Annotated in this window: 21 protein-coding genes; 11 read left to right on the top strand and 10 right to left on the bottom strand. The window is 71.0% G+C overall.

Features of this window, described 5'->3' with window-relative positions:
* Nucleotides 1-135: 135 nt before the first annotated feature.
* Nucleotides 136-1,074: a cation diffusion facilitator family transporter gene (locus ACH4TV_RS20080; RefSeq protein WP_398399836.1), complete on the top strand. Its 939-nt coding sequence runs from the start codon at nucleotides 136-138 to the stop codon at nucleotides 1,072-1,074.
* Nucleotides 1,075-1,293: 219 nt separating this feature from the next.
* Entirely contained in the window at nucleotides 1,294-1,890 is a 597-nt protein-coding gene (gene idi / locus ACH4TV_RS20075) for an isopentenyl-diphosphate Delta-isomerase (protein ID WP_398399834.1), read from the top strand.
* A gap of 18 nt (nucleotides 1,891-1,908) precedes the next feature.
* Here the strand turns inward: idi and ACH4TV_RS20070 are convergent, their stop codons facing one another.
* Nucleotides 1,909-2,418, bottom strand: coding sequence for an ATP-binding protein (locus ACH4TV_RS20070; RefSeq protein WP_398400702.1), 510 nt, complete (start codon nucleotides 2,416-2,418; stop codon nucleotides 1,909-1,911).
* A gap of 243 nt (nucleotides 2,419-2,661) precedes the next feature.
* Here ACH4TV_RS20070 and ACH4TV_RS20065 point away from each other — a divergent pair, with 243 nt between their 5' ends.
* Entirely contained in the window at nucleotides 2,662-3,435 is a 774-nt protein-coding gene (locus ACH4TV_RS20065) for an enoyl-CoA hydratase/isomerase family protein (RefSeq protein ID WP_398399832.1), read from the top strand.
* On the opposite strand, the gene ACH4TV_RS20060 is transcribed toward ACH4TV_RS20065, so the two are convergent.
* Nucleotides 3,422-4,057 carry a DJ-1/PfpI family protein gene (locus tag ACH4TV_RS20060; RefSeq protein ID WP_398399830.1) on the bottom strand — a complete coding sequence of 212 codons (636 nt, stop codon included), beginning with the start codon at nucleotides 4,055-4,057 and terminating at the stop codon, nucleotides 3,422-3,424. The two genes, ACH4TV_RS20065 and ACH4TV_RS20060, sit on opposite strands and share 14 nt — an antisense overlap.
* Before the next feature lie 10 nt (nucleotides 4,058-4,067).
* Nucleotides 4,068-5,030 (bottom strand): GlxA family transcriptional regulator, encoded by a 963-nt coding sequence (locus ACH4TV_RS20055; protein WP_398399828.1) that lies wholly within the window; start codon nucleotides 5,028-5,030, stop codon nucleotides 4,068-4,070.
* A 153-nt stretch (nucleotides 5,031-5,183) separates the two neighbouring features.
* Between ACH4TV_RS20055 and ACH4TV_RS20050 the strand changes: the two genes are divergently transcribed.
* Both ACH4TV_RS20050 and ACH4TV_RS20045 read left to right on the top strand, forming a co-directional pair.
* Nucleotides 5,184-5,315 carry an LPFR motif small protein gene (locus ACH4TV_RS20050; RefSeq protein WP_398399826.1) on the top strand — a complete coding sequence of 44 codons (132 nt, stop codon included), beginning with the start codon at nucleotides 5,184-5,186 and terminating at the stop codon, nucleotides 5,313-5,315.
* A gap of 107 nt (nucleotides 5,316-5,422) precedes the next feature.
* Nucleotides 5,423-7,837, top strand: coding sequence for a Tex family protein (locus ACH4TV_RS20045; protein ID WP_398399824.1), 2,415 nt, complete (start codon nucleotides 5,423-5,425; stop codon nucleotides 7,835-7,837).
* Nucleotides 7,838-7,998: 161 nt separating this feature from the next.
* Here ACH4TV_RS20045 and ACH4TV_RS20040 read toward each other — a convergent pair whose 3' ends face one another.
* Entirely contained in the window at nucleotides 7,999-9,642 is a 1,644-nt protein-coding gene (locus tag ACH4TV_RS20040; protein WP_398399822.1) for an ABC-F family ATP-binding cassette domain-containing protein, read from the bottom strand.
* Nucleotides 9,643-9,927: 285 nt separating this feature from the next.
* The gene (locus ACH4TV_RS20035) at nucleotides 9,928-10,980 is read right to left on the bottom strand and encodes an oxidoreductase (protein ID WP_398399820.1); all 1,053 of its coding nucleotides are present in this window, start codon (nucleotides 10,978-10,980) and stop codon (nucleotides 9,928-9,930) included.
* A 66-nt stretch (nucleotides 10,981-11,046) separates the two neighbouring features.
* Here ACH4TV_RS20035 and ACH4TV_RS20030 point away from each other — a divergent pair, with 66 nt between their 5' ends.
* Entirely contained in the window at nucleotides 11,047-12,024 is a 978-nt protein-coding gene (locus tag ACH4TV_RS20030; RefSeq protein WP_398399818.1) for an FAD-dependent oxidoreductase, read from the top strand.
* Between the two features lie 102 nt (nucleotides 12,025-12,126).
* On the opposite strand, the gene ACH4TV_RS20025 is transcribed toward ACH4TV_RS20030, so the two are convergent.
* Together ACH4TV_RS20025 and ACH4TV_RS20020 are read right to left on the bottom strand one after the other, a co-directional pair.
* Entirely contained in the window at nucleotides 12,127-13,404 is a 1,278-nt protein-coding gene (locus ACH4TV_RS20025; protein WP_398399816.1) for a M14 family metallocarboxypeptidase, read from the bottom strand.
* Nucleotides 13,401-15,362 carry a Xaa-Pro dipeptidyl-peptidase gene (locus tag ACH4TV_RS20020; RefSeq protein ID WP_398399814.1) on the bottom strand — a complete coding sequence of 654 codons (1,962 nt, stop codon included), beginning with the start codon at nucleotides 15,360-15,362 and terminating at the stop codon, nucleotides 13,401-13,403. Before ACH4TV_RS20020 ends, ACH4TV_RS20025 begins: the two co-directional genes overlap by 4 nt.
* Before the next feature lie 255 nt (nucleotides 15,363-15,617).
* Here ACH4TV_RS20020 and ACH4TV_RS20015 point away from each other — a divergent pair, with 255 nt between their 5' ends.
* Both ACH4TV_RS20015 and ACH4TV_RS20010 read left to right on the top strand, forming a co-directional pair.
* Complete coding sequence (locus ACH4TV_RS20015; protein WP_398399812.1) at nucleotides 15,618-17,093, top strand: M1 family metallopeptidase; 1,476 nt, start codon at nucleotides 15,618-15,620, stop codon at nucleotides 17,091-17,093.
* 87 nt (nucleotides 17,094-17,180) lie between these two features.
* Nucleotides 17,181-17,891 (top strand): MerR family transcriptional regulator, encoded by a 711-nt coding sequence (locus ACH4TV_RS20010; RefSeq protein ID WP_398399810.1) that lies wholly within the window; start codon nucleotides 17,181-17,183, stop codon nucleotides 17,889-17,891.
* A 3-nt stretch (nucleotides 17,892-17,894) separates the two neighbouring features.
* On the opposite strand, the gene ACH4TV_RS20005 is transcribed toward ACH4TV_RS20010, so the two are convergent.
* Complete coding sequence (locus ACH4TV_RS20005; protein ID WP_398399808.1) at nucleotides 17,895-18,620, bottom strand: SDR family NAD(P)-dependent oxidoreductase; 726 nt, start codon at nucleotides 18,618-18,620, stop codon at nucleotides 17,895-17,897.
* Nucleotides 18,621-18,769: 149 nt separating this feature from the next.
* Between ACH4TV_RS20005 and ACH4TV_RS20000 the strand changes: the two genes are divergently transcribed.
* The 3 genes from ACH4TV_RS20000 (at nucleotide 18,770) to ACH4TV_RS19990 (ending at nucleotide 22,552) form a co-directional block, all read left to right on the top strand.
* Complete coding sequence (locus ACH4TV_RS20000) at nucleotides 18,770-19,936, top strand: ABC transporter permease (protein WP_398399806.1); 1,167 nt, start codon at nucleotides 18,770-18,772, stop codon at nucleotides 19,934-19,936.
* Nucleotides 19,937-20,010: 74 nt separating this feature from the next.
* The gene (locus tag ACH4TV_RS19995; RefSeq protein WP_398399804.1) at nucleotides 20,011-21,081 is read left to right on the top strand and encodes a sugar ABC transporter substrate-binding protein; all 1,071 of its coding nucleotides are present in this window, start codon (nucleotides 20,011-20,013) and stop codon (nucleotides 21,079-21,081) included.
* Nucleotide 21,082: 1 nt separating this feature from the next.
* Nucleotides 21,083-22,552: a sugar ABC transporter ATP-binding protein gene (locus ACH4TV_RS19990; RefSeq protein ID WP_398399802.1), complete on the top strand. Its 1,470-nt coding sequence runs from the start codon at nucleotides 21,083-21,085 to the stop codon at nucleotides 22,550-22,552.
* A 36-nt stretch (nucleotides 22,553-22,588) separates the two neighbouring features.
* Here the strand turns inward: ACH4TV_RS19990 and ACH4TV_RS19985 are convergent, their stop codons facing one another.
* Both ACH4TV_RS19985 and ACH4TV_RS19980 read right to left on the bottom strand, forming a co-directional pair.
* Nucleotides 22,589-23,323, bottom strand: a complete 735-nt coding sequence (locus ACH4TV_RS19985) for an IclR family transcriptional regulator (RefSeq protein ID WP_398399800.1) — start codon at nucleotides 23,321-23,323, stop codon at nucleotides 22,589-22,591.
* A 105-nt stretch (nucleotides 23,324-23,428) separates the two neighbouring features.
* A complete protein-coding gene (locus ACH4TV_RS19980) occupies nucleotides 23,429-25,066 on the bottom strand; it encodes a thiamine pyrophosphate-binding protein (RefSeq protein ID WP_398399798.1) in 1,638 nt (545 codons plus the stop codon).
* Between the last annotated feature and the right edge of the window lie 233 nt (nucleotides 25,067-25,299).

Raw genomic sequence — 25,299 nt, 5'->3', positions numbered from 1 at the left:
CCCTGCCCTGCGTTTGATTTTCGCAGGTCAGGGCACATGACAACGGTGTTCAGTGCCGCGTTGCCACATACCCCCCGCCCGTAGTTCACTGTGATCCCGGGACGGGATTCGGGACCAACACAGGAGGCGGCTTCCATGGGGGCTGGGCACGATCACGGTCACGCGCACGGCGCGCCGGCCACGGGTACGGCGGCAGCGGCGTACCGCGGGCGGCTGCGTTTCGCGCTGGCCATCACGCTCACCGTCATGGTCGTCGAGATCGTCGGCGGGGTCCTCGCCGACTCGCTGGCTCTCATCGCGGACGCGGCGCACATGGCGACGGACGCGCTGGGCCTCGGCATGGCCCTGCTCGCGATCCACTTCGCGAACCGCCCACCCACCGGCAACCGCACCTTCGGGTACGCCCGCGCCGAGATCCTCGCCGCGCTCGCCAACTGTCTGCTGCTGCTCGGCGTCGGCGGATACGTCCTGTACGAGGCGATCCACCGGTTCATCACGCCCGCGGAGACCGAGGGCGGAGTGACCGTCGTCTTCGGCCTGATCGGCCTGGTCGCGAACATGATCTCGCTCACGATGCTGATGCGCGGCCAGAAGGAGAGCCTGAACGTGCGTGGCGCCTTCCTGGAGGTGGCGGCGGACGCGCTGGGCTCGCTGGCGGTGCTGATCTCCGCGGTGGTCATCATGGCCACGGGCTGGCAGCGAGCGGACCCCATCGCCTCGGTCGTCATCGGTCTGATGATCGTGCCGCGCACCTGGAAGCTGCTGCGCGAGACCCTGAACGTGCTTCTGGAGGCCGCCCCCCGGGACGTCGACATGGCGGAGGTGCGGGCCCACATAGTGGCGCTGCCGGGCGTGGAGGACGTACACGATCTGCACGCCTGGACGATCACCTCCGGGATGCCGGTGCTGTCGGCGCACGTGGTCGTCAGTTCGGAGGTGCTGAGCGGGATAGGGCACGAGAAGATGCTGCACGAGCTCCAGGGCTGCCTGGGCGACCACTTCGACGTGGAGCACTGCACCTTCCAGCTGGAGCCCACCGGGCACGCCGAGCACGAGGCGAAACTGTGCCACTGAACCTGCTGCGCGCGGATCGCTGACGGAACGCAGCCGTCCGGCGCGCGCCCGCGTCCCCTTCTTCGAGCCCCCCTGCCGGGCGGTTCCCGTCCGGGCCACGGGGGCACGATGGACTATCGGGCCGCTTTCGTACCGGACGTGCGGGAGCGCCGTCACGTGCCGGGAGTGCCGGATTCGTACGGCAGACTTGGGACTCGAAGACCGAGGCGAAGGATGGGTATGCCGATCACACCTGCCACCGCGACGCACAACAGTTCGTCGAACGGCACCGCAGAAGCGATCTTGCTCGAACTGGTCGACGAGAACGGCACGACGATCGGCACCGCCGAGAAGCTCTCCGCCCACCAGCCACCGGGCCGGCTGCACCGGGCGTTCTCCGTCTTCCTCTTCGACGAGCAGGGCCGGCTGCTGCTCCAGCAGCGCGCACCGGGCAAGTACCACTCCCCCGGCGTCTGGTCCAACACCTGCTGCGGACACCCCTACCCCGGCGAGGCGCCCTTCGCGGCGGCGGCCCGGCGGACGTACGAGGAGCTGGGTGTCTCCCCGTCGCTGCTCGCCGAGGCGGGCACGGTCCGCTACAACCACCCCGACCCGGAGTCGGGCCTGGTGGAGCAGGAGTACAACCATCTGTTCGTCGGGCTGGTGCAGTCGCCGCTCATGCCGGACCCGGAGGAGGTCGGCGACACGGCCCTCGTGACCCCGGCCGAGCTGGCCCAGCGGCATGCGAAGGACCCGTTCTCGGCCTGGTTCATGACCGTGCTGGACGCGGCGCGCCCGGCGGTCCGGGAGCTGACGGGCACGCCGGCCGGCTGGTGACTCTCCCGCTCGCCGGGGCTACGGCACCGCCTCTGCGGGTTTGAGCGGCAGGGCGGCCCAGACGACCTTGCCGCCGCTCGCCGTGTGTTCGATGTCGCACACCCCGCCCGCCTCCCTGGCGATCTCGCGGACCAGCAGCAGACCGCGCCCGCCGGTCCTGCCGTGGTCGGCCTCCAGGGCGGTCGGGCGGTAGGGGTGGTTGTCCTCCACGGACACCCGCACCCACTCGGCACCGACGGCGACCTCCACGGCGAGTGTCGGAGACAGGAGCGCCGCATGCCGGACGGCGTTCGTCGCCAGCTCCGAGACAATCAGCAGGAGCCCCTGCACCAGGTCCTGCGAGGCGGGCACGCCCTGCCGGTACAGCAGATCCCGGACCGCGTGCCGCGCCTGCGGGACAGAGGCGTCGACGGCGGGAGCGGTGAACCTCCAGACCCCTTCGTAGGGAAGCAGATCCGGGGGTCTGCGCTCCACGGGTACGCCGTCATCCGCTGGGCGTGAGTCGGACCCGCGCCCATGGTCGTCCATCGTCCGGTCGCCACCCTCGCGCTCGATTGTCACCACACGATGAGTGTTGGTAACGGCGAGTCCCCACCGGAGAACTGAACAGAAGTCAGCACGTATCGAGCGCTTCTGAGAGATGACGTGCGGCACAGGTACGTACGCGACCGCATATATCTGTTTCGTGCCGACTTCATGAACTATTCGGGTTGTACGGGTTTGCCACCGCCCTCCGTCGGGCGCTCGGCCCCGGCGGCTACGATCCCGCGCATGGAACCGCAGCTGACCCACAGTGCCGCCGACGGGGTCGCCACCGTCGTCATCCGTCACCCGGCCAAGCGCAACGCCATGACGGCCGCCATGTGGCAGTCGCTGCCCCCGCTGCTCGCCACGCTGGCCGCCGATCCGGACGTACACGTGCTGGTGCTCACCGGGGCGGGCGGGACGTTCTGCGCGGGGGCCGACATCTCCACGCTCCGGGGCTCGCCGGAGGAGGCACAGCGGCTGGCCGTGCTGGCGGAGGACACGCTCGCGGCCTTTCCCAAGCCGGTGCTGGCGGCGGTTCGCGGGCACTGTGTGGGCGGCGGGGCTCAGCTCGCGGCGGCCTGCGATCTGCGGTTCGCCGAGGAGGGCTCGCTGTTCGGGGTGACTCCGGCGAAGCTGGGGCTCGTGTATCCGGCCTCCTCCACACGGCGGTTGGCGGCACTGGTGGGTCCGGCCGCCGCCAAGTACCTGCTGTTCTCGGGCGAGTTGATCGACGCGGAGCGGGCACTGCGCACCGGGTTCGTCGACGAGGTGCTGCCCGGGGGTGAACTCGACAAGCGGGTCGCGGAGTTCACGCGCGTCCTCGCCGGGCGCTCGCGGCTGACCCAGGCGGCGGCGAAGGAGTTCGCGAACGGACGCACCGACCGGGACGCCTACTGGTCCGAGCAGGCGCGCGGCAGCGGCGAGGCCGCCGAGGGGGTCGCCGCGTTCCTGGAGCGCCGTCGCCCGGAATTCTCCTGGACCGGGCCCGCGTCGCCCGTGCCGCCTACGTCAGGATGAAGCGGCTGCGGGAGCGGAGCAGTTCGACGAGGTGCGCGGGTGCCTTGTGCGGGGCGCCGGCGTCGTAGGGCGGCTGCGGGTCGTACTCCGTCCCCAGCTGTACGGCCTGGGCGTGTTCGTCGCCGGCGATCCGGCCGACCAGGGTGAGCGCCATGTCGATGCCGGAGGAGACGCCGGCGGAGGTGACGTACTTGCCGTCCGTCACGACCCGCTCCCCCGTGGGTTCGGCGCCGTACTTCGTGAGCTGCTCCAGGGCCAGCCAGTGCGAGGTCGCGCGGCGGCCGGTGAGCAGGCCGGCGGCGGCCAGCAGCAGCGAGCCCGTGCACACGGAGGTCGTCCAGGTGCTGGTGGCGTCGGTGGCGCGCAGCCAGCCGAGGAGGGTCTCGTTGTCCATCTGCGCGGACTGTCCCGGGCCACCGGGGACGACCACGATGTCGGGGCTGGGCACGTCGGCCAGGGCGCGGTCCGCGGTGAGCGCGAGGGCGCCGCTGTCGTTGCGTACGGGCCCGGTCTCCTCGGCGACGAAGACGGTCTCCGCGTCCGGGAGCCGGCTGAGGATCTCGTACGGGCCGACTACGTCGAGGGCGGTGAAGCGGTCGAAGAGCAGCAGGGCGATCTGCATGACATGCCTTTCAGCGGGCGGTGGGTGCGGGGTGGAAGCGGCGGCGGTATTCGGCCGGCGCCGTGCCGAGGCTTCTGACGAAGGCGCGGCGCATCGCCTCCGGGGTGCCGTAACCGCTGGCGCGCGAGATCCCCTCGATACCGTCGGAGGTGTCCTCCAGGAGCCGGCGGGCGTGTTCGAGGCGAACCCGGTCGACGTACCGGCCGGGTGTCGTGCCGGTCTCGGTGCGGAAGGCGCGGGCGAAGTGGCGGGGTGAGAAACGGGCGCGAGCGGCGAGGGACTCGACGCTCAGGTCGTCGTCCAGGTGTTCGGAGATCCAGTGCTGGACTTCACGGAGCGGCTCACGCCGGGCCGTCTGTGCGGCGAGCTGGGCGCTGAACTGAGCCTGGTTTCCCGGCCGGCGCAGGAAGACGACCAGGTGGCGGGCGACGGCGAGTGCCGTGTCACGGCCCAGGTCCTCCTCCACGAGCGCGAGGGCGAGATCGATGCCGGCGGTGACACCGGCCGAGGTGGCCACCTTCCCGTCGCGTACGTAGATCGGCTCGGGGTCGACCTCGACGGCCGGATGGTCGCGGGCCAGCCTGTCGCAGTAGGCCCAGTGGGTGGTCACGCGCAGGCCGTCCAGGAGACCGGCGGCGGCGAGCAGGATCGCCCCCGTACAGACGGACACCAGCCGCTCGGCGCGCGGCCCGTGGACCCGCAGCCAGTCGATCAGGCGCGGATCGGCGGTGCGGGAGCCCCGGCCGCCCGGGACCAGGAGGGTGTGCGGGGCGGGTGCGTCGACGAGAGTTCCGTCCGGTACGAGGGTGAGGCCGCTGGAGGTGCGTACCGGATCGCCGGTCAGCGAGGCCGTACGGATGCGGTAGCTCCCCGGGTGCCGGAGGGAGGCTCCCGCGAGCACCTCGACGGGGCCCGTGACGTCGAGGCTCTGGACGCCGTCGAAGAGGACGACGAGGACGGTTCGCTGCGCCATGTCCCGATTCTTGGCGAGCGGCTCGATGGCCGCAATGACGAATTTCCCACCTTTGCTGCCATCAGCGCGGCGGCAGCGGGCACGCATGGGAGGCGGACTCCGAGGTACCCGGTTGTTCCGGCCGTGGCGGCCGGGAGCCGAGAGGAGAGTTTCGTGTTCCGTGCGATAGCAGACGTACTGCGCCAGATCGGTGGCGCCATAGCCACCGTCGTGACGCTGCCGTTCCGGGCACTGGCCCGGCTGTTCGGCGGCGCCTCCCGCTCGACCCGCGGCCGCCGGGCCTGAACCGCGGCCCGCCCCGGGCCCGCCGGGTCCCGCGCCCTGATCCCCGGTTGTCGGTGCCACCTGCCACAATTGCCGCGCAACCTCAGTGGAGAAGGCGGTACGGGATCGTGACGACACCCCTCGTAGGGTCCATCGAAGGCAGGATCGCCGAGGAACTCGGCGTACGGGAGCGGCAGGTGAGGGCCGCCGTCGACTTGCTCGACGGGGGTTCGACGGTGCCCTTCATCGCCCGCTACCGCAAGGAAGCGACCGAGATGCTCGACGATGCGCAGCTGCGCACGTTGGAGGAGCGGCTGCGCTATCTGCGGGAGCTGGAGGAGCGGCGGGCCTCGATCCTCGATTCGGTGCGCGAGCAGGGCAAGCTGACGCCCGAGGTCGAGGCGCAGATCCGCGGTGCCGAGACAAAGGCCCGCCTGGAGGACATCTACCTGCCGTTCAAGCCGAAGCGGCGGACGAAGGCCCAGATCGCGCGCGAGGCCGGCCTGGAGCCGCTGGCCGAGGGCCTGCTCGGGGATCCGTCGGTGGACCCGCTCGCCGCGGCGGCGGCCTTCGTCGACGCCGACAAGGGCGTCGCCGATCCGCAGGCCGCGCTGGACGGCGCCCGAGCGATCCTCACCGAGCGGTTCTCCGAGGACGCCGACCTGATCGGCGAGGTGCGTGAGCGCATGTGGGTGCGCGGGCGGCTGGCCGCGAAGGTGAAGGAGGGCAAGGAGGAGGCGGGCGCCAAGTTCGCCGACTACTTCGATTTCGCCGAGCCCTTCACCGCGTTGCCTTCGCACCGCATCCTCGCGATGCTGCGCGGCGAGAAGGAGGACGTCCTCGACCTCGTCCTGGAGCCGGAGGAGGAGACGGAGGGCCCTTCCTCGTACGAGGGGATCATCGCCCACCGTTTCGGGATCGCCGAGCGTGGCCGTCCCGGCGACAAGTGGCTCAAGGACACCGTGCGCTGGGCCTGGCGGACCCGGATCCTGGTGCACCTCGGCATCGACGTGCGGTTGCGACTGCGCACGGTCGCGGAGGACGAGGCGGTGAACGTCTTCGCGGCGAACCTGCGCGACCTGCTGCTCGCCGCGCCGGCCGGCACGCGCTCGACGCTGGGGCTGGACCCCGGGTTCCGTACGGGCGTGAAGGTGGCCGTCGTGGACTCGACGGGCAAGGCCGTCGCCACGGACGTGATCTATCCGCACGTACCGGCCAACAAGTGGGACGAGGCGATCGCCAAGCTGGCGCGGCTCGCCAAGGAGCACTCGGTCGACCTGATCGCGATCGGCAACGGTACGGCGTCCCGTGAGACGGACAAGCTCGCCGGTGAACTCATCACCAAGCACCCGGAGTTGAAGCTCACCAAGGTGATGGTGTCCGAGGCGGGCGCATCCGTGTACTCGGCGTCGGCGTTCGCCTCGCAGGAGCTGCCGGGCATGGATGTGTCGTTGCGGGGTGCGGTGTCGATCGCACGACGGCTCCAGGATCCGCTGGCCGAGCTGGTGAAGATCGATCCGAAGTCGATCGGGGTCGGGCAGTACCAGCACGATCTGTCCGAGGTGAAGCTGTCGCGCTCGCTGGACGCGGTGGTCGAGGACTGTGTGAACGGTGTCGGTGTCGACGTCAACACGGCGTCCACGCCGCTGCTGTCGCGGGTCTCCGGCATCTCCTCCGGGCTCGCGGAGAACATCGTGGCGCACCGGGACGCCAACGGGCCGTTCACGTCACGGTCCCAGTTGAAGAGTGTCGCGCGGCTCGGGCCGAAGGCGTACGAGCAGTGTGCGGGGTTCCTGCGGATCCGGGGCGGGGACGATCCGCTGGACTCGTCCAGTGTGCACCCGGAGGCGTATCCGGTGGTGCGGCGGATGGTGAAGTCGGCGGGGAGTGCGGTGGCTTCGCTGGTCGGGAACACGGCGGTGCTGCGGTCGTTGCGGCCCGATGACTTCGTCGACGAGAAGTTCGGCCTCCCGACGGTGACGGACATCCTGCGCGAGCTGGAGAAGCCCGGGCGCGACCCGCGGCCCGCCTTCAAGACGGCCACCTTCAAGGACGGGGTCGAGAAGATCGGCGACCTGGCCTCCGGGATGGTGCTGGAGGGTGTGGTCACGAACGTGGCGGCGTTCGGGGCGTTCGTGGATGTCGGCGTCCACCAGGACGGGCTGGTGCATGTGTCCGCGATGTCCAGGACGTTCGTCAAGGACCCGCATGACGTCGTGAAGTCCGGTGACATCGTCAAGGTGAAGGTGCTTGACGTGGACATTCCTCGGAAGCGGATCTCACTGACGCTGCGGCTGGACGACGAGGCGGTGGCGTCCGGTGACGAGGGGCAGGGCGGGGGCCGGCCTCAGCAGCGTGGGGGGCGTCCGCCGCAGCCTCGGCAGCAGGGCCAGCGACAGGGGCAGGGGCAGACTCAGGGGGGCGGACGGTCCGGTGGAGGGGCCTCCGGTGGGGGGTCTCGGCAGCAGGCGCCCGCGCCGGGGAACAGTGCGATGGCGGATGCGTTGCGGAAGGCGGGGTTGGTGGATCCCAAGCGGCGGTGAGATGGCCGGTGCTGGGTGCCCTTTGTTGTAGGGGGCACCCGGTGCTGGGCGCTCCGCAGGGCAGGCGGTTCGTTTTCTGCGGGCCGATGGGGGCTGGTCGCGCAGTTCCCCGCGCCCCTTTGGGGCGACTCCGCGCACCTGCCTTCACCAGAACCGTTTCGCTATGCGAGCTCCGTCACCTTGCCGGAGGCCACCTCGAAGCGGCGGGTTACTCGTACCGCGTCCAGCATTCTGCGGTCGTGGGTCACGAGGAGGAGGGTGCCCTCGTAGGAGTCGAGGGCCTGTTCCAGTTGTTCGATGGCTGGGAGGTCGAGGTGGTTGGTCGGTTCGTCCAGGACCAGGAGGTTGACGCCCCGGCCCTGGAGGAGTGCCAGGGCCGACCTGGTGCGTTCGCCCGGGGACAGGGTGGCCGCCGGACGTAGGACGTGTTCCGCCTTGAGGCCGAACTTGGCCAGGAGCGTGCGGACTTCCGCCGGTTCCGTGTCGGGGACCGCCTCGCAGAACGCGTCCAGCAGGGCCTCGGGGCCGTGGAAGAGTTTGCGTGCCTGGTCCACCTCACCGACGACCACACCCGAGCCCAGCGTGGCGTGACCCGCGTCCAGCGGGACGCGGCCGAGCAGGGCGCCCAGGAAGGTCGACTTGCCGGCGCCGTTCGCGCCCGTGACCGCGATCCGGTCGGCCCAGTCGATCTGGGCGGTCACCGGACCGAGGGTGAAGCCCGCGCGGCGCACCTCCGCGTCCCGCAGCGTCGCGACCACGGAGCCCGAGCGGGGAGCCGCCGCGATCTCCATGCGCAGTTCCCACTCCTTGCGGGGCTCCTCGACCACGTCGAGGCGTTCGATCATGCGCTGGGTCTGGCGGGCCTTCGATGCCTGCTTCTCGCTGGCCTCGCTGCGGAACTTGCGGCCGATCTTGTCGTTGTCGTTGTTCGCCTTGCGCCGGGCGTTCTTGACGCCCTTGTCCATCCAGCCGCGCTGCATCTGGGCCCGGTCCTGGAGCGCGGAACGCTTGTCGGCGTACTCCTCGAAGTCGTCGCGGGCGTGCCTGCGGGCGACGTCGCGCTCCTCCAGATAGGCCTCGTAGCCGCCGCCGTACAGCCTGATCTGCTGCTGGACGAGGTCGAGTTCGAGGACCTTCGTGACCGTGCGGGTGAGGAACTCGCGGTCGTGGCTGACGACGAGCGTGCCGACGCGCAGGCCCTTGACGAAGCGCTCCAGGCGTTCCAGGCCGTCGAGGTCCAGGTCGTTCGTCGGCTCGTCGAGGAGGAAAACGTCGTAGCGGGAGAGGAGCAGGGAGGCGAGGCCCGCCCTGGCCGCCTGGCCGCCGGACAGGGACGTCATCGGCTGGTCCAGGTCGACGGTCAGGGCCAGGGAGCCGGCGACCTCCTCGGCCCGTTCGTCCAGGTCGGCGCCGCCGAGGTCGAGCCAGCGCTCCAGGCTCGTCGAGTACGCGTCGTCCGCGCCGGGGGATCCGTCCACCAGCGCCTGTGTCGCCTCGTCCATCACCCGCTGGGCCTCGGCCACGCCCGTGCGGCGGGCGAGAAAGGCCCGTACGGTCTCGCCCTCGCGGCGCTCCGGCTCCTGCGGGAGGTGGCCGACGGCCGCAGTCGGCGGGGAGAGGCGCAGTTCGCCCTGCTCGGGCGGGAGCAGCCCGGCGAGCAGCTTGAGCAGCGTGGACTTGCCCGCGCCGTTGGCGCCGACCAGCCCGATCACGTCTCCGGGCGCGACGACGAGGTCGAGCCCGGAGAAGAGCGAGCGGTCGCCGTGGCCGGCGGCGAGGTTCTTGGCGACGAGGGTGGCAGTCATCAGGAGGCCGATCCTAGGCCCTGTCGTCACATTCCCGTCGTCCGCCCGAAGGGCGGGCCCTGCGGCGGCGTGGGGGCACCTCCCGCTCGAGCGAAGCCGAGAGTGGGGGAGCGTGCTCTGGGGGTCCCCCCGGCCGGAGGCTGGGGGAGTGCCGGGCGCAGGCCCTCGTACTGGTTGTACGTGGGTCTGTGCCCGGTGCGGCGAGAGGGCGTATGGCGTCGCAGGGCAGGCGGGAATGTGACGACAGGGCCTAGCTGCCGCGCGCAGTGCGCCGCGTCGGGGATTTCACCGGGCCATCGGCTCCACCAGCACGGTTCCCGACGTACGCGCCACGATGAAGGACTCCCCCTTCACCGCCTTCGCGTCCAGTGCGATGCGGTGGCGGCCGGGTTCGAGGATGCCGTCGAAGACCTCCTGTGTCTGGGAGCGGTACAGGCGGTCCAGGCGGTACGCGGTGAGGTGGACGCGACAGGTGGAGGTGACCTCTATGCCCGCCTCGCCGTCGGCGGCGACCAGGCGGGTGAGCCGGCGCCGTTCCAACGGGCTGCGGTCCAGGGCGTGTTCGATCTGGGCGACGAGGAGCGGAATGATCGGGGCGAGACCGTCGACGTACGCCACTTCGACGCCCGCGCTTTCGAACGAACGGCGTACGGCGGCACGTTCCTGCTCGTCGATCGCGCGGCCGAAGGCGACGGCGCCGTAGCCGCGCAGTTCGTCGGCGGGGACGTCCGTGGCGTCCCGGGTGATGTCCGCGCCGATGCCGATGATCCGCAGCGCTGCGGCGAGTTTGGCGAGGACGGCGACCCGGGCGCCGATCAGCAGGACCCGGCGGCGGGCTGCGCCGGGCTCGGCGGCACCGGCGCCTTCGGTGGCCTCCGCGGTGTCGAGGAGGGAGCCGAGCGCGTCCCGGTACTCGGCGCCCGGGAAGCGGAAGGGCCCGATGCCGTGGTAGCCGTTGAGCTCCAGGTCGGCGTGGGTGTCGGTCTGCCAGGCGAAGTCGCGCCACACATAGTCGTCGCCGTCCTTCTCGATGGCCGCCGTCACGGCGCCGCAGGCCAGGTCGGCGCACTCGGGACAGCCGTAGATGACGTACCGGCCGCCCTCCAGGGGTGCCTCGCCCTCCAGGAGCAGGCCACGGACCTGGGCGGTGAAGATCGACGGCGGCACGTCGGAGGCGAGCGGGGAGACCGCGTCGAGGTCGGAGAGCTGGTAGAGGAGGGGACGTCCGTCGACGATGAAGTCGAGAAAGTCCCGGTGGACTTGGTAGTCACCGTTGGCGAGGACTCCACCGGCACGCATCGCCGGTGCCAGGCCGAAGGTCGCGTACTCGGCACACATGCTGTGAGTATCCCCAGACTGGGAGTGATCTGAGCACGGCATGACATATTCCGCTACCGTCCCCGCGTGGAGACGCGTCGGAGTGGTGAAGTGATCGTGGTCGGCGGTGGGGTCATCGGCCTCACGACAGCGGTGGTGCTGGCCGAGAGCGGCCGGCGGGTCCGCGTGTGGGCGCGGGAGCCCGCCGAGCGGACCACCTCGGCAGTTGCGGGTGCGCTGTGGTGGCCGTACCGGATCGAGCCGGAGGCGCTCTCCGGGGAGTGGGCGCTCGCGTCGCTGGCCGTCTACGCGGAGCTGGCGGAGCGGCCCGGGGAGACGGGCGTACGCATGGTCGAGGGTGTACAGGCCGGGCTGCGGCTGGACGAGCTGGGAGTGTGGGCCGCGCGGGTGCCGGGGCTACGGGAGACGCGCGGCGGTGAGGGCGGGTACGCGGAGGCGGGGCTGTGGGCGCGGCTGCCGTTGATCGACATGCCGGTGCATCTGGGGTGGCTGCGGGAGCGGTTCCGGGCGGCGGGCGGGGTGGAGGAGGAACGGTCCGTCAAGGATCTCGCCGAGGTTCACGATCTCTCCGGGGCCGATGTCGTCGTCAACTGCACGGGGCTCGGTGCGCGCGATCTGGTGCCCGATCCGGCGGTGCGTCCTGTGCGGGGGCAGCTGGTCGTCGTGGAGAACCCGGGGATCACCACGTGGTTCACGTCGGCGGAACACTCCGCCGCACAGACCACGTACTTCTTTCCGCAGCCGGGCGGACTGATCCTGGGCGGTACGGCGGAGGAGGACGAGTGGTCGCTCGTGCCTGATCCGGTGGTGGCGGAGGAGATCGTGCGGCGGTGTGCGGTGGTTCGGCCGGAGATCGCGGGGGCACGGGTGATCGGGCACCGGGTCGGGCTGCGGCCCGTGCGGGATGTGGTGCGGCTGGATCGTGAAGTGCTCGTCGGTGGGCGGGTGTTGGTGCACAACTATGGGCATGGTGGGGCGGGGATCACGGTCGCGTGGGGCTGTGCGGGGGCAGCTGCGCGGCTTGCCGGGGGTGACGGGTCCTGAGCGTCTTTCGTTCGCTGCGGGCTCGTTGTGGCTTGTCGCGCAGTTCCCCGCGCCCCTGAAGGGGCGCGGGGGCGCACCCGGAATTGAACCGGCACCGTCCGTTCAGCAGGTGGTGTCCGGCTCCCCCGTTGTCAGGTGGTAGGGGGCCCTCGGGTCGAGGAGGAGGGGGATCAGGGCGCGTAGGGACTGGCGGAGCGGGATGTAGGCCCCGTCGCCGTTGGTGTTCGGCCTCGCCTGTACTCCGTGCAACGCCAGTTCGTCGGCCACCTCCGTGTACTGGGCCGCTGTGAGGCGGTAGCCGCATGCCGGGTTCTCGATGACCTCGGCCGGTTCGGCGGGGTCGTTGTCGGCGCCGCCGAAGTAGACCGGGCCGGTGTCGCGGTAGCCGGCGAGCCTGGCCGCAGCGGTGGCCGCGTCCACCTGTCGGCCCCGTTCCCCGGCGAAGCTGAACAGGCCCTTCAGGGCGGCGAGTTGGGAGTTGACCCGGCGCCGGTTGTTGTCCGGCTCCGGTGTTCCCTCCGTCAACGGCTCGACGCGGCTCTCGATCAGGAGCCCGACCGCGTGCTTCACCCCGGACATGTTCCGCAGGATCCGTTCCTGCCCGTCCCCGGCGACCTGGCGGATCGGGTCGCCGGTGACGGGGTCGGTCCAGATGCCGTACGTGCCGGTCGTGAACCCGGCGCTTCCGGCCGCGGGCCGTACGTACGTCTGCGACAGGGTCTGGGCCTCGGTGTGCACGGCCGCGTCGGTGTTGAGGTTGCGCGGCCAGAGGTCGAACAGGTCCTTGTCGTAGTACTGGGGTGTGGCCCCGTACTCGTGCAGGTCGTAGACGACGTCCGGCTTGCGGTCGCGGATGACCCCGGCCATCGCCCGTGCTTCCGCCGTCTGGAGGGACAGGTGGTCGCGGTTGATGTCGACGCCGTCGCTGTTGCCCCGGGTGTCGGCGGCCCGTCCGTCGGGGTTGGCGGTGGGGACGACGAGCAGGGTCGTGCGGGCGAGGAACTCCTTCGTCCGGCTGTCCTTCGCGTACGCCAGGTCGCGGATCGTCGTGAGACAGGCCTCGCGGCCGGACGGCTCGTCGCCGTGCTGGCTGCAGATGAGCAGCACAGTGCGGGTTGTCGGGCGCTCGCCTATGCGTACGAGTTGCAGCGGGCGGTCCTGTTTGGTGGTCCCGATGCGGGTGAGCGTGACGCGGGCGCTCGCCCGGTCGACGGCGGCGAGGAAGTCCTGTTCCTCGGGCTGGGTCGTCCAGCGGGCGCCGTTCGTCTGCTCGAACCCCGTGCGTGGGGGCGCTGATTGGGACTCGGCCGCATGGGCGGGGGCCGACAGCAGGGGTGCGGCGAGGGCGGCGGCGATCAACGCGGCCAGGCGCGGATTCATACGGCTCCCGGGATGCGGTGGGCGGCGCGCGGGTCCCGTACGCCGTCGAGGAGGGACGGGCTCGGGGTGGCCGCGACGGTGCCTGCCGTGGCCCGCGCGAACGCGCCCGCGCCGCCGACGAGCGGGATCCTGGCCGTCGTACGGGACAGGTCGAGGGTGAGGGTGGGAGTGGTCGACGGCGGGTCGATGAGGTCCTTGTCCGTGCCCGCGACAATCAGGGCGAGGCGGTGGCCCGCCGGGATCACATGGTCGCTCGCGTGCAGGTCGAGGGTGATCGTGTAGGGCTTGCCCGGGGTGAGCGGGACGCCCTTCGTGTCCGAGGCGTGGTTGCCCAGGTCGGCCCAGACCCGGCTGAAGATCGTGTAGTCGACAGGCGTCGTCCTGGCCTGCGTCGAGCGGAAGCAGGAGCTGTCGCCGGTGGTGCTCGGGCCCCAGCAGGTGCGGTCGGTGAGCGTGGTGATGCCCTCGGCGGCGTCGGCGTAGTCCCGGATGGTGTCGGGGCCGAGGTCCACGAGGACGGCGGTGAGGTGGGCCGTCGAGGTGCTCGGGGTGGCCGTCACTGTGACCGTGGAAGAGCCGGACACGCGCAGGTCCCTGGCCAGCGGCTTGGTGACGAAGCCGGCCTTGCCCGGCGTGGAGGTGTCGATCTGCGCCGACCAGTCGGTCTCGTTCAGGCTCGGATCGTCGGTGAACGTCTCCGTGCCGTGCTGCTTGCGCAGGCCGAGGGTGCCGACGCCGGGCTGGTCACCGGTGCCGGGGCGCAGGTTCACCGTGTCCGTGGCGCGGGGCGGCCAGACGGTCGAGGTGACCCACTGGTCGGGGTGGCGTTCGATGTCGGCCATGGGCTCGTCGTCGATGCCGTTGTCGTAGCCGAGGAGTTCGTGGTCGAACCAGCGGTGCAGGGTGTCCACCCAGGCGGCGCGGCGGAAGTCGAAGGGGTCGACGTGCCCGGTCTGGGAGAGCCAGATCTTGCGCTCGACGCCGTGCTTCGCGAGGGCGTCCCACCACTGGCCGAAGTGCTTGGGGCGGACGTTGAGGTCCTGCTGGCCGTGGATGACGAAGACGCTGGCCTTGATCTTGCGGGCGTCCTTCGCGTAGTCGCGCTCGGTCCAGAAGGACGTCCAGTCGCCGGTGCGAGGGGCTCCGTCGACGATCTGCTGCTGTACGGCGGCGCACTTGGCGCGGGCGGCGGGGCTCTCGACGTAGTCCGACAGCCATTCGGGGCCCGAGTCGTAGAGGGGGGCGCCCTTGGCGAAGTAGTAGTCGTACCAGGAGGAGATGGCGCTGATGGGGACGATCGTCTTGAGGCCCTTGACGCCGGTCGCGGCGACGCCGTTGGCGATCGTGCCGTCGTAGCTCTTGCCGATCATGCCCGTCTTGCCGTTGGTCCACGTCGCCTTGGCGGTGACCGTCCCCGTGCGGCTCGTGTAGCCCTTGGCGCGGCCGTTGAGCCAGTCGACGACCGCCTTCGCGGACTGGATGTCGGAGCGTCCGCCGACGTCGACGCAGCCGTCGGAGCGATTGGTTCCGGCCAGGTCGACGCCGACGAAGGCGTAGCCGCGCGGCACGAAGTAGTTGTCGTAGTACAGCGGCATCTGGACAACGTTGCCGTTGGCGTCGTACGTCTTGCGCTGGCTCTCGTTGCCGCGTCCGCAGCAGGAGTAGTAGGGGCTGGCGTCCATGATCACGGGTATCTTGCGGCCCTGCGCGGCGGGCTCGTTCGGCCGGACGATGTCGACGGCCACGCGGTCGGTCTTCCCGTCGCTGTCGCCGTCGAGTCCGGTGTCCACCCAGACGACCTCGCGGATCGCGTTGTCGTACGAGTAGACGGGTCTGCTCTCCCGTGGGGCGCCTGGGGCGCCGTGGGCAACGGCCGGGGTGAGCAGGGTGGCCGTGAGGGCGGCGGTGGCCGCCGCCGCGAGCGTTCGCCAGGTTGTGGAGCGCGTGCGTATCGGCATGCGCCGGACGGTACATCGGTCAACTCCCGTACAGAAGAGGGCAACTGAGAGGCTGGAGGGGGTGCCGTGACCATGAGGTGGCTGAGAAGTGCCTGTGCGACGGGCGGTGCGTGACGGCCGAATGGCGATCGTGTGACACGGGTGGCCGTGGACACGGATGCGGACACAGGGAATGAATAGGCTCCGGACAGACTTCACGGCCTCTTCGGCTGCGCTACGCCTGCCCTACGGCTGCCTCTACGACTTGGAGCTCTCGTGCACCGCAGACTCATCGCCCCTGGCGCGCTCACGGCCTCCCTGCTGCTGGCGATCCCGGCATCGGCCGCGAGCTACACCCCCGGGGCGCCGGGCATCGGCGACCCCTACTATCCGGCGTACGGCAACGGCGGATACGACGTCTCGCACTACGATCTGCGGCTCAAGTACCAGCCCACGACAGATGAGTTGGAGGGCACGGCGACTCTCCTCGCCACCGCCACCCAGGACCTTTCGCGGTTCGATCTGGACTTTCTGCTCGATGTGAGCGAGGTCCGTGTGAACGGCGCCAAGGCGGCCTTCACCACCTCCGGCGAGCACGAACTGGAGATCACTCCGCGCACTCCCTTGCCCAGGGGTTCGGCGGTCACGGTCGTCGTGCGGTACAGCGGAGTGCCCTCGTCCAAGCAGGCGTACGGCTTCACCAGCTGGCACCGCACTCCGGACGGCGGCGTCGGCGCCAACGAGCCCGAGGCAGCCTGGTGGTGGTTCCCGAGCAACGACCACCCGCTCGACAAGGCGACGTACGACGTCTCGGTGCTCGTCCCCGACGGCTCGCAGGCGATCTCCAACGGCACGCTCCAGTCGACGAGTTCACGCCTCGGCTGGACCCGCTACAACTGGCGCTCCAACAAGCCGCAGGCCACGTATCTCGCCACGCTCGCGGTCGGGAAGTTCGACGTCACGACCGGGACGACCGAGAGCGGCATCCCGGTGATCAACGCCTACAGCAAGGATCTCGGAGACAACTACGGGGCCGCACGGGCGAGCATCGAGCGGACCGGTGAGATCGCGGACTGGCTGGCGGGGTATTTCGGCCGTTATCCGTTCAACGCTCTGGGTGGCTATGTGCCCAACACGAACACGGGGTACGCCCTGGAGACGCAGACCCGGCCGTTCTACAGCCCCCGCCAGTTCGCGAACGGGACGAACGTCTCCGTCGTCGTCCATGAGCTGGCCCACCAGTGGTACGGCGACGAGGTCTCCGTCGCCGGCTGGAAGGACATCTGGATCAACGAGGGCTTCGCGCGCTACGCCCAGTGGCTGTGGTCCGAGCACGAGGGCGAAGGCACGGCTCAGGAACTCGCCGACTACGTGTACGCCGTCCACCCGGCCGACGACCCGTTCTGGACCGTGAAGCCGGGCGACCCCGGACCGGAGAACCAGTTCCACCTGGCCGTGTACGACCGGGGCGCGCTGGCCGTCCAGGCACTGCGCAACGAGATCGGCGACGCGGACTTCTTCGCCGTGCTGAAGGGATGGCCCACGAAGTTCGCGTACGGCAACGCTTCCGTCGCCGACTTCCAGGCGTACGCCGAACAGGTCTCCGGCGAGTCGTTGGGGGCGCTGTTCGACACCTGGCTGTTCCAGGCGTCGAAGCCTGCTGCGCCTGCGGCGCGGACCTCGACGGCTCCTGTGATGCCGAAGTCGTGGAAGGAGATCGCGGCGACCAACTCGGTGCACGACGGGCACTGAGGCGCGGGGCGTGATCGTGGTGGGGAACGTGGCGCGTCGCCCTGTTCCGGCTTTCACCGTTCTGGTGAGACAGCGATACTGCTCCGCATGACGACCGAACCCCCTGACCTCGGGGAGCCGACCCTCACGGTCGACGAGCTGGCCGCGCGGGCGGGTGTCACCGTCCGCACGGTCCGCTTCTACAGCAGCAGAGGGCTGCTGCCGCCACCGGTGATCGGTCGCCGCCGGGTGGGGCGCTACAGCCAGGGGCACCTCGCCCGGCTCGCGCTGATCGAGGAACTCCAGCACCAAGGGATGACCCTGGCCGCGATCGAACGCCGGCTCGGTCAGCTGCCGGCGGACATCGGTGCCCACGAACTCGCCCTGCAGCGCGCGGTGGTGGCGTCCTGGGCGCCGGACGCGGTGGAGACCGTCACACGGGCGGAGCTGGAGCGGCGGGCGGGGCGGACGCTGAGCGAGGACAACGTGACGCGGCTCGTGGCGGTGGATGTCGTCGCGCGGGACGGTGACGGGTTCCGCGTCGACTCCGGACTGCTCCGGCTCGGGGTCGAGCTGCTCGACGTACCCCTGTCGCAGGACACGATCCTCGCGGCCCGGACCGTGCTCGTGGAGCATTCCCGGGCAGTGGCACGCGAGTTGTCGCGTCTGTTGCGCGACGCGGTGGCGGAGCGTGACCCGCGGACGGTGAAGTCCCTGTCGGCGGACATGCAGCCGCTGGTGGTTCAAGCGCTGCTCACGTCGTTCCAGCGGTCCCTGAAGGAGGAGTTGCGGGAATGGCTGGACAAGCCGGGACAGTAGACCTCACAAGTAGGCTGATCCGCCGGACACGTTGAGGGTCTGGCCGGTCAGGAAGCCGCTTCCCTCGTCGACCACGTACAGCAGGGTCGAGACGAGGTCGGACGGCAACTGGGTTCGTGGTACTGCCTGTTGGGCCCGGACGTGTTCGAAACCGCCGTCCGCGCCGACCGTCCGCTCGGCCGTCGCCGTACGGACCATGCTGGGGGCGATCGCGTTGACCGTGATGTCGCAGGGGCCGAGTGCCGAGGCGAGGGAACGGGTGAAGCCGATCAGGCCCATCTTCGAGGTGACATAGGCGACCATCGTCGGCGGAGCGGTGAGGACGGCCGCCGAGACGATGTTCACGATGCGGCCCCAGCCCGCCGCCTTCAGATACGGCAGCGCCGCCTGCGTGACCAGGAACGGTGCCTCCAGATTGACGCGCATCACGCGCCGCCAGTCCTCCGGGGTCGTGTCCTCGAAGGGCGAGGAGGGGTAGACGCCCGCGTTGTTGACCAGGATGTGCAGGGTGCCGAACCGGTCGATGACACGCTCCAGCGCCTGCCGTACCTGGGCCTCGTCGGTGACGTCCGCCGTCAACTCCAGGTAGTCCAGGACCTTTCCGGCGGTCTCGGGCTGCGGGACCAGGTCCAGGCCCGCGACCCGGTAGCCGCGGCCCGCGAGTGCGACGGCGAACTCGTGGCCGAGTCCTTGTGCCGCTCCGGTCACCAGCGCGGTACGCGTCTCCATGGGGCGAGTGTGCTGAGGCGCCGGCCGCTCGGCAAGAGCGCATTTCACTCGCCGGAACGGCCCGGTTGCCGCCCGGGCCCGCGGAGCCCACTCTGCGGTGCACCCCCCAGCAGCCGTTGCAGCCGCCCCGTACGGGAGCCGTGCCACAGATGACCGAGACCGAGCGTGCCGTGGACGACGCCGAGCGCGCCCGCGAACAGGACGGCGGGCGGCGGCGGTTCAGGGTGCCGCCGCGCCTGGCCTGGCTGCTGCCGCGCCGGGTCGTACGGGACGAGCTGGGCGTTCTGCTCGTGCTGGGGCTGCTGATCGCGGGCATCGGCATCCCGTACCCCGACTTCCTGGACAGCGGCAACCTGCTCTCCACCGCGCACAACTCCGTGTACATCTCGCTGATGGCGTGCGGGATGGTCTTCGCGCTCGCCATGCGCGAGGTCGATCTGTCGGTGGGCGGCAGTTACGCGATGTGCCTGGTGGTGGGGGCGCTGCTGATCCGGGAGGGGACGCCGCCGTGGCTGGCGGTACCGGTGATGCTCGCCACCGGGATCCTGCTCGGGGTGTTCAACGCGCTGGTCACGACGCTGCTCGCGCTGCCGTCGTTCATCGTCACGCTGGGCACGCTGCTGCTGTTCCGGGGTGTGGGGCTGGCTCTCGCGGACGGCAAGCAGATCACCGATCTACCGCTGGACGACTCGTTCTTCACCCTCGCGGGCGGCGACGGGGGCGGGGTCCCGTTCGCGCTCTGGGTGCTGCTCGCGGTGGTCGTCGTCCTCGCGGTGGTGCTCGCCCGCACCCGTTTCGGGGCCCGGGTGCGGGCGATCGGCTCCAACCCCGACGCCGCCGAGTTCAGCGGAATCCCCGTCGTCCGCACCCGGGTTCAGGCCCTGGCCCTGTCCGGCCTCACCACGGCCTGCGCCGCCGTCCTCGCCCTCGCCTTCTACGGCGCCGGTGATCCGACGCTCGGCCAGGGCTACGAGTTGCAGGCCATCGCCGCCTGCATCATCGGCGGCACCCCGCTGGCCGGCGGGCGCGGTTCGGTGATCGGCGCGGTGGCCGGGGCGATGATCCTGTCGGTCGTGGCCGCCGGTCTCGTGTTCTTCGAAGTCCCCATCAACTGGACGTCGTTCGCGACCGGCGGGGTCATCCTCGTCGCGGTCGCGGCGGACAGCGCGTTGCGCCGCACCGGGCGCCGCCGCAAGTACTCCATTTCCCCGGGGGCTGTGACATCGGCGGCTCCGCCGCGGGCCCCCGGAACCCCCAGCAGAAAAGCAGGTCGAAAAGCATCACCGGCACAGCCATCGCGGCGCGACCCCGAGTAACGCCCCATGCCTACGCCCCCTCCCGACACCGAGACACTCAACTGCTCCTGCGAGTCGCCCCCTTGGAGGCTGTGATGCACCGCCGACTCCGTACGCTGTCCGCCGCTCTTGGCGCACTGGTTCTGCTGGGCGCCGCCGGATGCGGTGACAGCGATGGCGGTTCCGGTGGCTCGGGCGGGAAGCTGGACATGGGGATCGCCGTGGCCAACATCTCGCTGAACTTCGCCCACGAGATGGTTCTCGGTGCCGAGAGCGCGGCGGGTCACGCGGGGGGCGTGAACTTCAAGGCGGTCGGTCCGCCCAACACCGACGGGCCCGCGGAGGTGCAGCTCTTCCAGAATCTCACCGCCCGCGCGAAGGACGGCATCGTCCTGGAGAACCTCGACCCGCCGATCTTCACCCGGCCCGCCGCCCGCGCCGTCGACCAGGGCATTCCGATCGTCGCCCTGGACACCTCCCCCACCGACGGCAGCAAGGTCACCTTCTATGTCGGCAACGACAACTACGCACTCGGCGAGTTGATGGCGACGGAGGCGCTGAAACGGCTCGGTGACGACCCGAAGGGCGAGATCGTCATCGGCGTGCCCAACCCCGGCACTCCGGTGCTCGACAACCGGGCCAAGGGCATCGCCGACACGTTCAAGAAGGAAGCGCCGGACGTCAAGATCCTGGGTCCCTTCCAGACGTACAGCGATCCCGGCCAGAACTACAGTGCCTGGTCCGCGCAGGTCAACGCGCACCCCGACGCGCTCGCCTTCCTGGGCGTCGGGGACGCCGACAGCTACAACCTCGCCAAGATCAAGAAGGCGGAGGGCGGCAAGTGGCTGACGGCCGGCTTCGACGTCGACCCGAAGACGCTGGACGCGGTCAAGGACGGCTCCAACTTCGTCGCCATCGACCCGCAGCACTTCCTCAAGGGCTATCTGTCCACGGCGATGCTGATCGAGGCGGTGCGGCAGAACGACGGGAAGCTGCCCGACGGCTGGTTCCTGTCGCCGGGCGGGGTCGTGGACTCCTCCAACATCGACGAGATCATCACCCGCCAGAAGTCCGCGGAGGCGGCGTACGACTGGTACAAGCCGACGATCGACAAGCTGCTCGGCGACCAGGAGGCCAACCTCAAGCCGCTGAAGGACGCGCGCTGACATGACGTACGGCGACATCCTGGTGGCGGAGGGTCTGGTCAAGTCCTATGGCGGGGTACGGGCGTTGGACGGCGCCGGGATAAGACTGCGCGGCGGTGAGGTGCATGCACTGGTCGGCGAGAACGGGGCCGGCAAGTCGACGCTGGTACGCATCCTTTCGGGGACGCTGACGGCGGACGCGGGTGCGGTACGGCCGGCCGACGACACCCGGATCGCCGTCGTCTCCCAGGAGTTGAGCCTCTTCCCCGACCTCACCGTGCGCGAGAACCTCTTCCCGCACCGCCCGCCCCGCCGCTTCGGCCTGCTCGACCGCGACGCCATGGACCGGGCGGCCCGGCCGGTCCTCGCCGACCTCGGCCTCGACGTCGAGCCGAGCACTCTGCTCGGCGAACTCCCGTTGGCGGACCAGCAGTTGACGGAAATAGCCCGGGCCCTGCTGCGCCGCCCCGGACTTCTGGTGCTCGACGAACCGACATCGGCGCTGCCCGCCGCCGCCGTCGACCGCCTCGAACGGGTTCTGCGCACCCTCACCGGGCGGGGCATCGCGGTCCTGTACGTCACCCACTTCCTGGAGGAGGTGATGCGCTTCGCGCAGCGCGTGACGGTACTGCGGGACGGGCGGGTCGCGCTGGCCGGGGTGCGGCGCACCGAACTCGACGTACCCGAGCTGGTGACGGCGATGCTGGGTGGCCGGCCCGCGCCCCCGGTCCGCCGGGCGCGCGAGATCGTCGACGCGCCGCCGCCCGTGGTGCTGGCCGGGGTGAGCGTGCCCGGCCGGCTCGCGGACGTGACGTTCACCGTGCGGGCGGGCGAGGTGGTCGGCGTCGCGGGGCTCCAAGGGGCGGGCCATCTCAGCGCGTTGGAGGTGGTGTGCGGCCGTACGGAGATCTCGGCGGGGCGGGTCGACATCGGCGGCCGGGGCCTGCCGCGCTCACTGCGGGACGCGGTACGGGCCGGGGTCGCGTTCGTGCCGAGCGACCGCAAACGGTACGGGCTGATGACCGAGCGGACAGTGTGGGAGAACGCGACGGCGGTGAGCTGGCTGGCGCTGGGCCGGGGCGGGGTCATGCCGTCCCGCACCGAACTCGTGCGCAGGACAACCGAACTGACGGAACGTCTGCGACTGCGCGGCGGACCGCACGACATCGTGGGGCGGCTCTCCGGCGGCAACCAGCAGAAGGTGGTCTTCGCGAAGTGGCTCGCGACCGACCCGAAAATCGTGGTCCTGGACGATCCGACCCGGGGCGTCGACGTCGGCGTACGGGCCGAAATGCACCGCATCGTCGGCGAGTTGGCGGCGGGCGGCGCTGCCGTCCTGGTCGCCTCGACGGACCTCGCCGAGCTGACGGAGGTGTGCGACCGGGTGCTGGTGTTCGTGCGGGGGCGGGTCACGGGAGAGGTGCACGGGGAGCAGCTCACGGAACACGGGTTGGCGGTGGCCCTGCAGCAGGAGGTGCCGGGGGTGGGGTGACCGTACGGGTGCGAGGAGTGGGCGCGGGTGCGAGGTTCAGGCCGAGAGTCTCCTCGTCAGGGCCCGGGCCGCCGCGCGCACATGGGCACCGACCCGGTCCACGTCGAGGCGGCGGGTGCCGCCGGTCACCGAGATGGCGGCGACGGGGCGGGAGTCGCGGCCGTAGACAGGGGCCGCGACCGCCGAGATGCCGACCTCGGCCTCCTCCAGGTTGATGCCGTAGCCGCGGGCCCGGGTCAGCGCCAGGTCGCGGGCGAGCTGGCCGGGGAGGGTGAGTGTGCGGGGCGTGAGCCGGGGCAGGACGGCCCGGGGCAGCCGGGGGTCATGGGCCAGGAAGATCTTGCCGGTCGCCGTGCAGTGGGCCGGCAGCCGGCCTCCGGTGCGGGAGACGATCGGCGTGGCGCGGCGGCCGGTGATCTTCTCCAGGAACAGGGTGTCGGTGCCGTCCGGCACGGCCAGGTGCACGTTCTCCTTCGTCGCGTCGTGCAGGTCACCGAGGAACGGCAGTGCCGCGTCCCGCAGTTCGCGTACGGAGGGCGCCGACTGGCCGAGGACGAAGAGGGCCAGCCCTATGCGGTACGTGCCCTCGAGGGTGCGTTCGACGAGGCCGAGCCGGACCAGTTCGCCGATCAGCCGGTGGGCGGTCGGCTTGGGCAGCCCGGTACGCAGGGCGAGTTCGGCGAGGCTCAGTGCGGTGCCGGAGTCACCGCAGGCCCGCAGCAGTGTCATGCCCCGCGCGAGCACCGACTTCGGAACCGGTCCGTCCGTCATGGTGAGATGGTCGGGCCCCGGGAGTCAGGTGACAAGACGTGGGCGGCTGTAAGTCGCCAACTGCCGCCGAATCGGCGCCTGTTCTCTCGTATCTCTCGTAGGCGGCTATCGCAGCGGTATGTCGAGCAGCAACGGCCCTGTCAGCTCGCCCGCCCCCGCGACGATCTCCCGCACGTGCTCGGCGCTGGTCGCCCGTACCGCGTCGACCCCGAAGAAGCGGGCCGCCTGGGTGAAGTCGAGCGGCCCCAACTCGGTTCCGGGGCACGCCCCTTGGCCTCCCATCGCCGTGTACGTGTCCTGGAGGGTGCGATAGACGCCGTTGCTCATGACGACGAAGAGCACGGGCACATGGCAGCGGGCCGCGCTCCACAGCCCTTGCAGCCCGAACAGGGCGCACCCGTCCCCCAGTACGGCGACGACCGGTCGGCCGGGCTCGGCGAGCGAGCGCCCGACGGCGGCACCGATGCCCCAGCCCAGCCCGCCGCCGACGGTGTGGGTATAGCTTCCGGGCCGGTCGAGTCGTACGAGCCGACGCAGCAACAGCCCTACCGTGATGGCCTCTTCGACGACGACCGCGTCCGCGGGCAGCCCTCGGGCCACGGCGTGCGCGGCGGCCCAGGGGGCGAGCGGCGCCGGGGAGTACGCGGCCCGCGCGGCGGCCTCCGCCCGTTCCCGCTCGGCCGTGTGCCGCTCACCGGCGCGCAGGATCCGGGACTTCGCCGTGTGCGCGGGCACCTGGCTGCGCAGCAGCTCGGCGAGCTTGTCGAGGGAGGGCGCGAGCGAACCCACCAGCCCGGCGTCGGCGGGGAAGTTACGGCCGATCTCGTCCGGGTCGGAGTCGAGCTGTACGACGGTGATGCCGGGCGGCAGCGGAGGGCCGGGGCTGTAGTGGTGGGGCGTGAAGGCGTGCGCCCCGGCGATCAGGACGGTGTCGTACGAGGAGAGCGCGGCGCGGATCGCGTCGTGGCGAGGCGGGAGCATGCCCGCGTGGAGGGGGTGAGTGGTCGGGAAGTCGAGCCAGTCGGCCATGGGCTGGTGATGGACGGTGGCGCCGCAGGCCTCGGCGGTACGGACCAGGGCGTTCACCGCGTCCTCGCGGCCGACTCCGTCACCGGCGACGATCACGGGCCGGGCGGCGGCACCGAGGAGGACGGCGGCCCGGTCGAGCCCTGCGGCCGGGCCGGGGCGGGGCGGTGCGGTGCGGGCGGGGATCTCGACCTCGGTGTCCTCGGCGAACAGGTCCATGGGGACGGAGAGGAAGACGGGCCCGGCGGGGGGCCTGACGGCCAGGGCGAAGGCGCGGCGCAGCGCGAGGGGCAGGTCGTGGGCGTGCTGGATGTCGAAGGTGGCCTTCACGGCGGGTGCGGCGAGGGCGACGAGGTCGCCGGAGAGCATCGGGTCCTGCTGGAGGTGCCGGCGGTCCTGCTGCCCCGCCATGACGACCAGGGGGGTGCGGGAGCGGCGGGCGTTGAGCAGCCCGATGAGGCCGTTGGCGAGGCCGGCGGCGATGTGCAGGCTGACGAAGGCGGGGCGGCCGGTGGCGCGGGCGTATCCGTCGGCCATGGAGACGACGGCGCCCTCGTGGACGCCGAGGACGTATGCGGGGGCGTCGGCTTCGGTGCCCTCGGCGTGGGCGAGGGCGGTGAGGAAGGGGAGTTCGGTGGTGCCGGGGTTGCCGAAGACGCGGTCCACGCCTTCGCCGCGCAGGATCTCCAGCAGGGCGAGGGCGGGACGGGATCCCATGCGGGCTCCTCCGGAGGTGGGACGAGGACCGGTTGCGTTGCCCAGCCAGCGTCCGGTGCCTGAGCCCGGGGGGACAAGGGGGGCGTGTCGCTGAGCGATACGGTTTCTCGCCCCCGCCGCCCCTACCCGTCCCATCCTCGGGGGCTCCGCCCCCGAACCCCCGCCCTGGTCTTTCAGCCCGTCCGGCGTTTGAGGACAAGGCCCGTTCAGGGCCGTAGCGGGGGTCTGGGGGC

The organism is Streptomyces sp. NPDC020898 (assembly GCF_044333925.1).
Classification (GTDB): domain Bacteria; phylum Actinomycetota; class Actinomycetes; order Streptomycetales; family Streptomycetaceae; genus Streptomyces.
Note: the sequence above shows the minus strand (reverse complement) of the source record. Positions and strands in the feature narration are given on the sequence as shown.

Bases quoted from the DNA above. Each gene is read 5' to 3' on its own strand.
- ACH4TV_RS20065 (WP_398399832.1), top strand. From the start codon at position 2,662: ATGGAACCGCAGCTGACCCACAGTGCCGCCGACGGGGTCGCCACCGTC.
- ACH4TV_RS20035 (WP_398399820.1), bottom strand. From the start codon at position 10,980: ATGTGTGCCGAGTACGCGACCTTCGGCCTGGCACCGGCGATGCGTGCC.
- ACH4TV_RS20060 (WP_398399830.1), bottom strand. From the start codon at position 4,057: ATGCAGATCGCCCTGCTGCTCTTCGACCGCTTCACCGCCCTCGACGTA.
- ACH4TV_RS20000 (WP_398399806.1), top strand. From the start codon at position 18,770: ATGACCGAGACCGAGCGTGCCGTGGACGACGCCGAGCGCGCCCGCGAA.
- ACH4TV_RS20020 (WP_398399814.1), bottom strand. From the start codon at position 15,362: ATGCCGATACGCACGCGCTCCACAACCTGGCGAACGCTCGCGGCGGCG.
- ACH4TV_RS20040 (WP_398399822.1), bottom strand. From the start codon at position 9,642: ATGACTGCCACCCTCGTCGCCAAGAACCTCGCCGCCGGCCACGGCGAC.
- idi (WP_398399834.1), top strand. From the start codon at position 1,294: ATGCCGATCACACCTGCCACCGCGACGCACAACAGTTCGTCGAACGGC.
- ACH4TV_RS20070 (WP_398400702.1), bottom strand. From the start codon at position 2,418: ATGGACGACCATGGGCGCGGGTCCGACTCACGCCCAGCGGATGACGGC.
- ACH4TV_RS20025 (WP_398399816.1), bottom strand. From the start codon at position 13,404: ATGAATCCGCGCCTGGCCGCGTTGATCGCCGCCGCCCTCGCCGCACCC.
- ACH4TV_RS20010 (WP_398399810.1), top strand. From the start codon at position 17,181: ATGACGACCGAACCCCCTGACCTCGGGGAGCCGACCCTCACGGTCGAC.
- ACH4TV_RS20005 (WP_398399808.1), bottom strand. From the start codon at position 18,620: ATGGAGACGCGTACCGCGCTGGTGACCGGAGCGGCACAAGGACTCGGC.
- ACH4TV_RS19980 (WP_398399798.1), bottom strand. From the start codon at position 25,066: ATGGGATCCCGTCCCGCCCTCGCCCTGCTGGAGATCCTGCGCGGCGAA.
- ACH4TV_RS20080 (WP_398399836.1), top strand. From the start codon at position 136: ATGGGGGCTGGGCACGATCACGGTCACGCGCACGGCGCGCCGGCCACG.
- ACH4TV_RS20055 (WP_398399828.1), bottom strand. From the start codon at position 5,030: ATGGCGCAGCGAACCGTCCTCGTCGTCCTCTTCGACGGCGTCCAGAGC.
- ACH4TV_RS19995 (WP_398399804.1), top strand. From the start codon at position 20,011: ATGCACCGCCGACTCCGTACGCTGTCCGCCGCTCTTGGCGCACTGGTT.
- ACH4TV_RS19985 (WP_398399800.1), bottom strand. From the start codon at position 23,323: ATGACGGACGGACCGGTTCCGAAGTCGGTGCTCGCGCGGGGCATGACA.
- ACH4TV_RS19990 (WP_398399802.1), top strand. From the start codon at position 21,083: ATGACGTACGGCGACATCCTGGTGGCGGAGGGTCTGGTCAAGTCCTAT.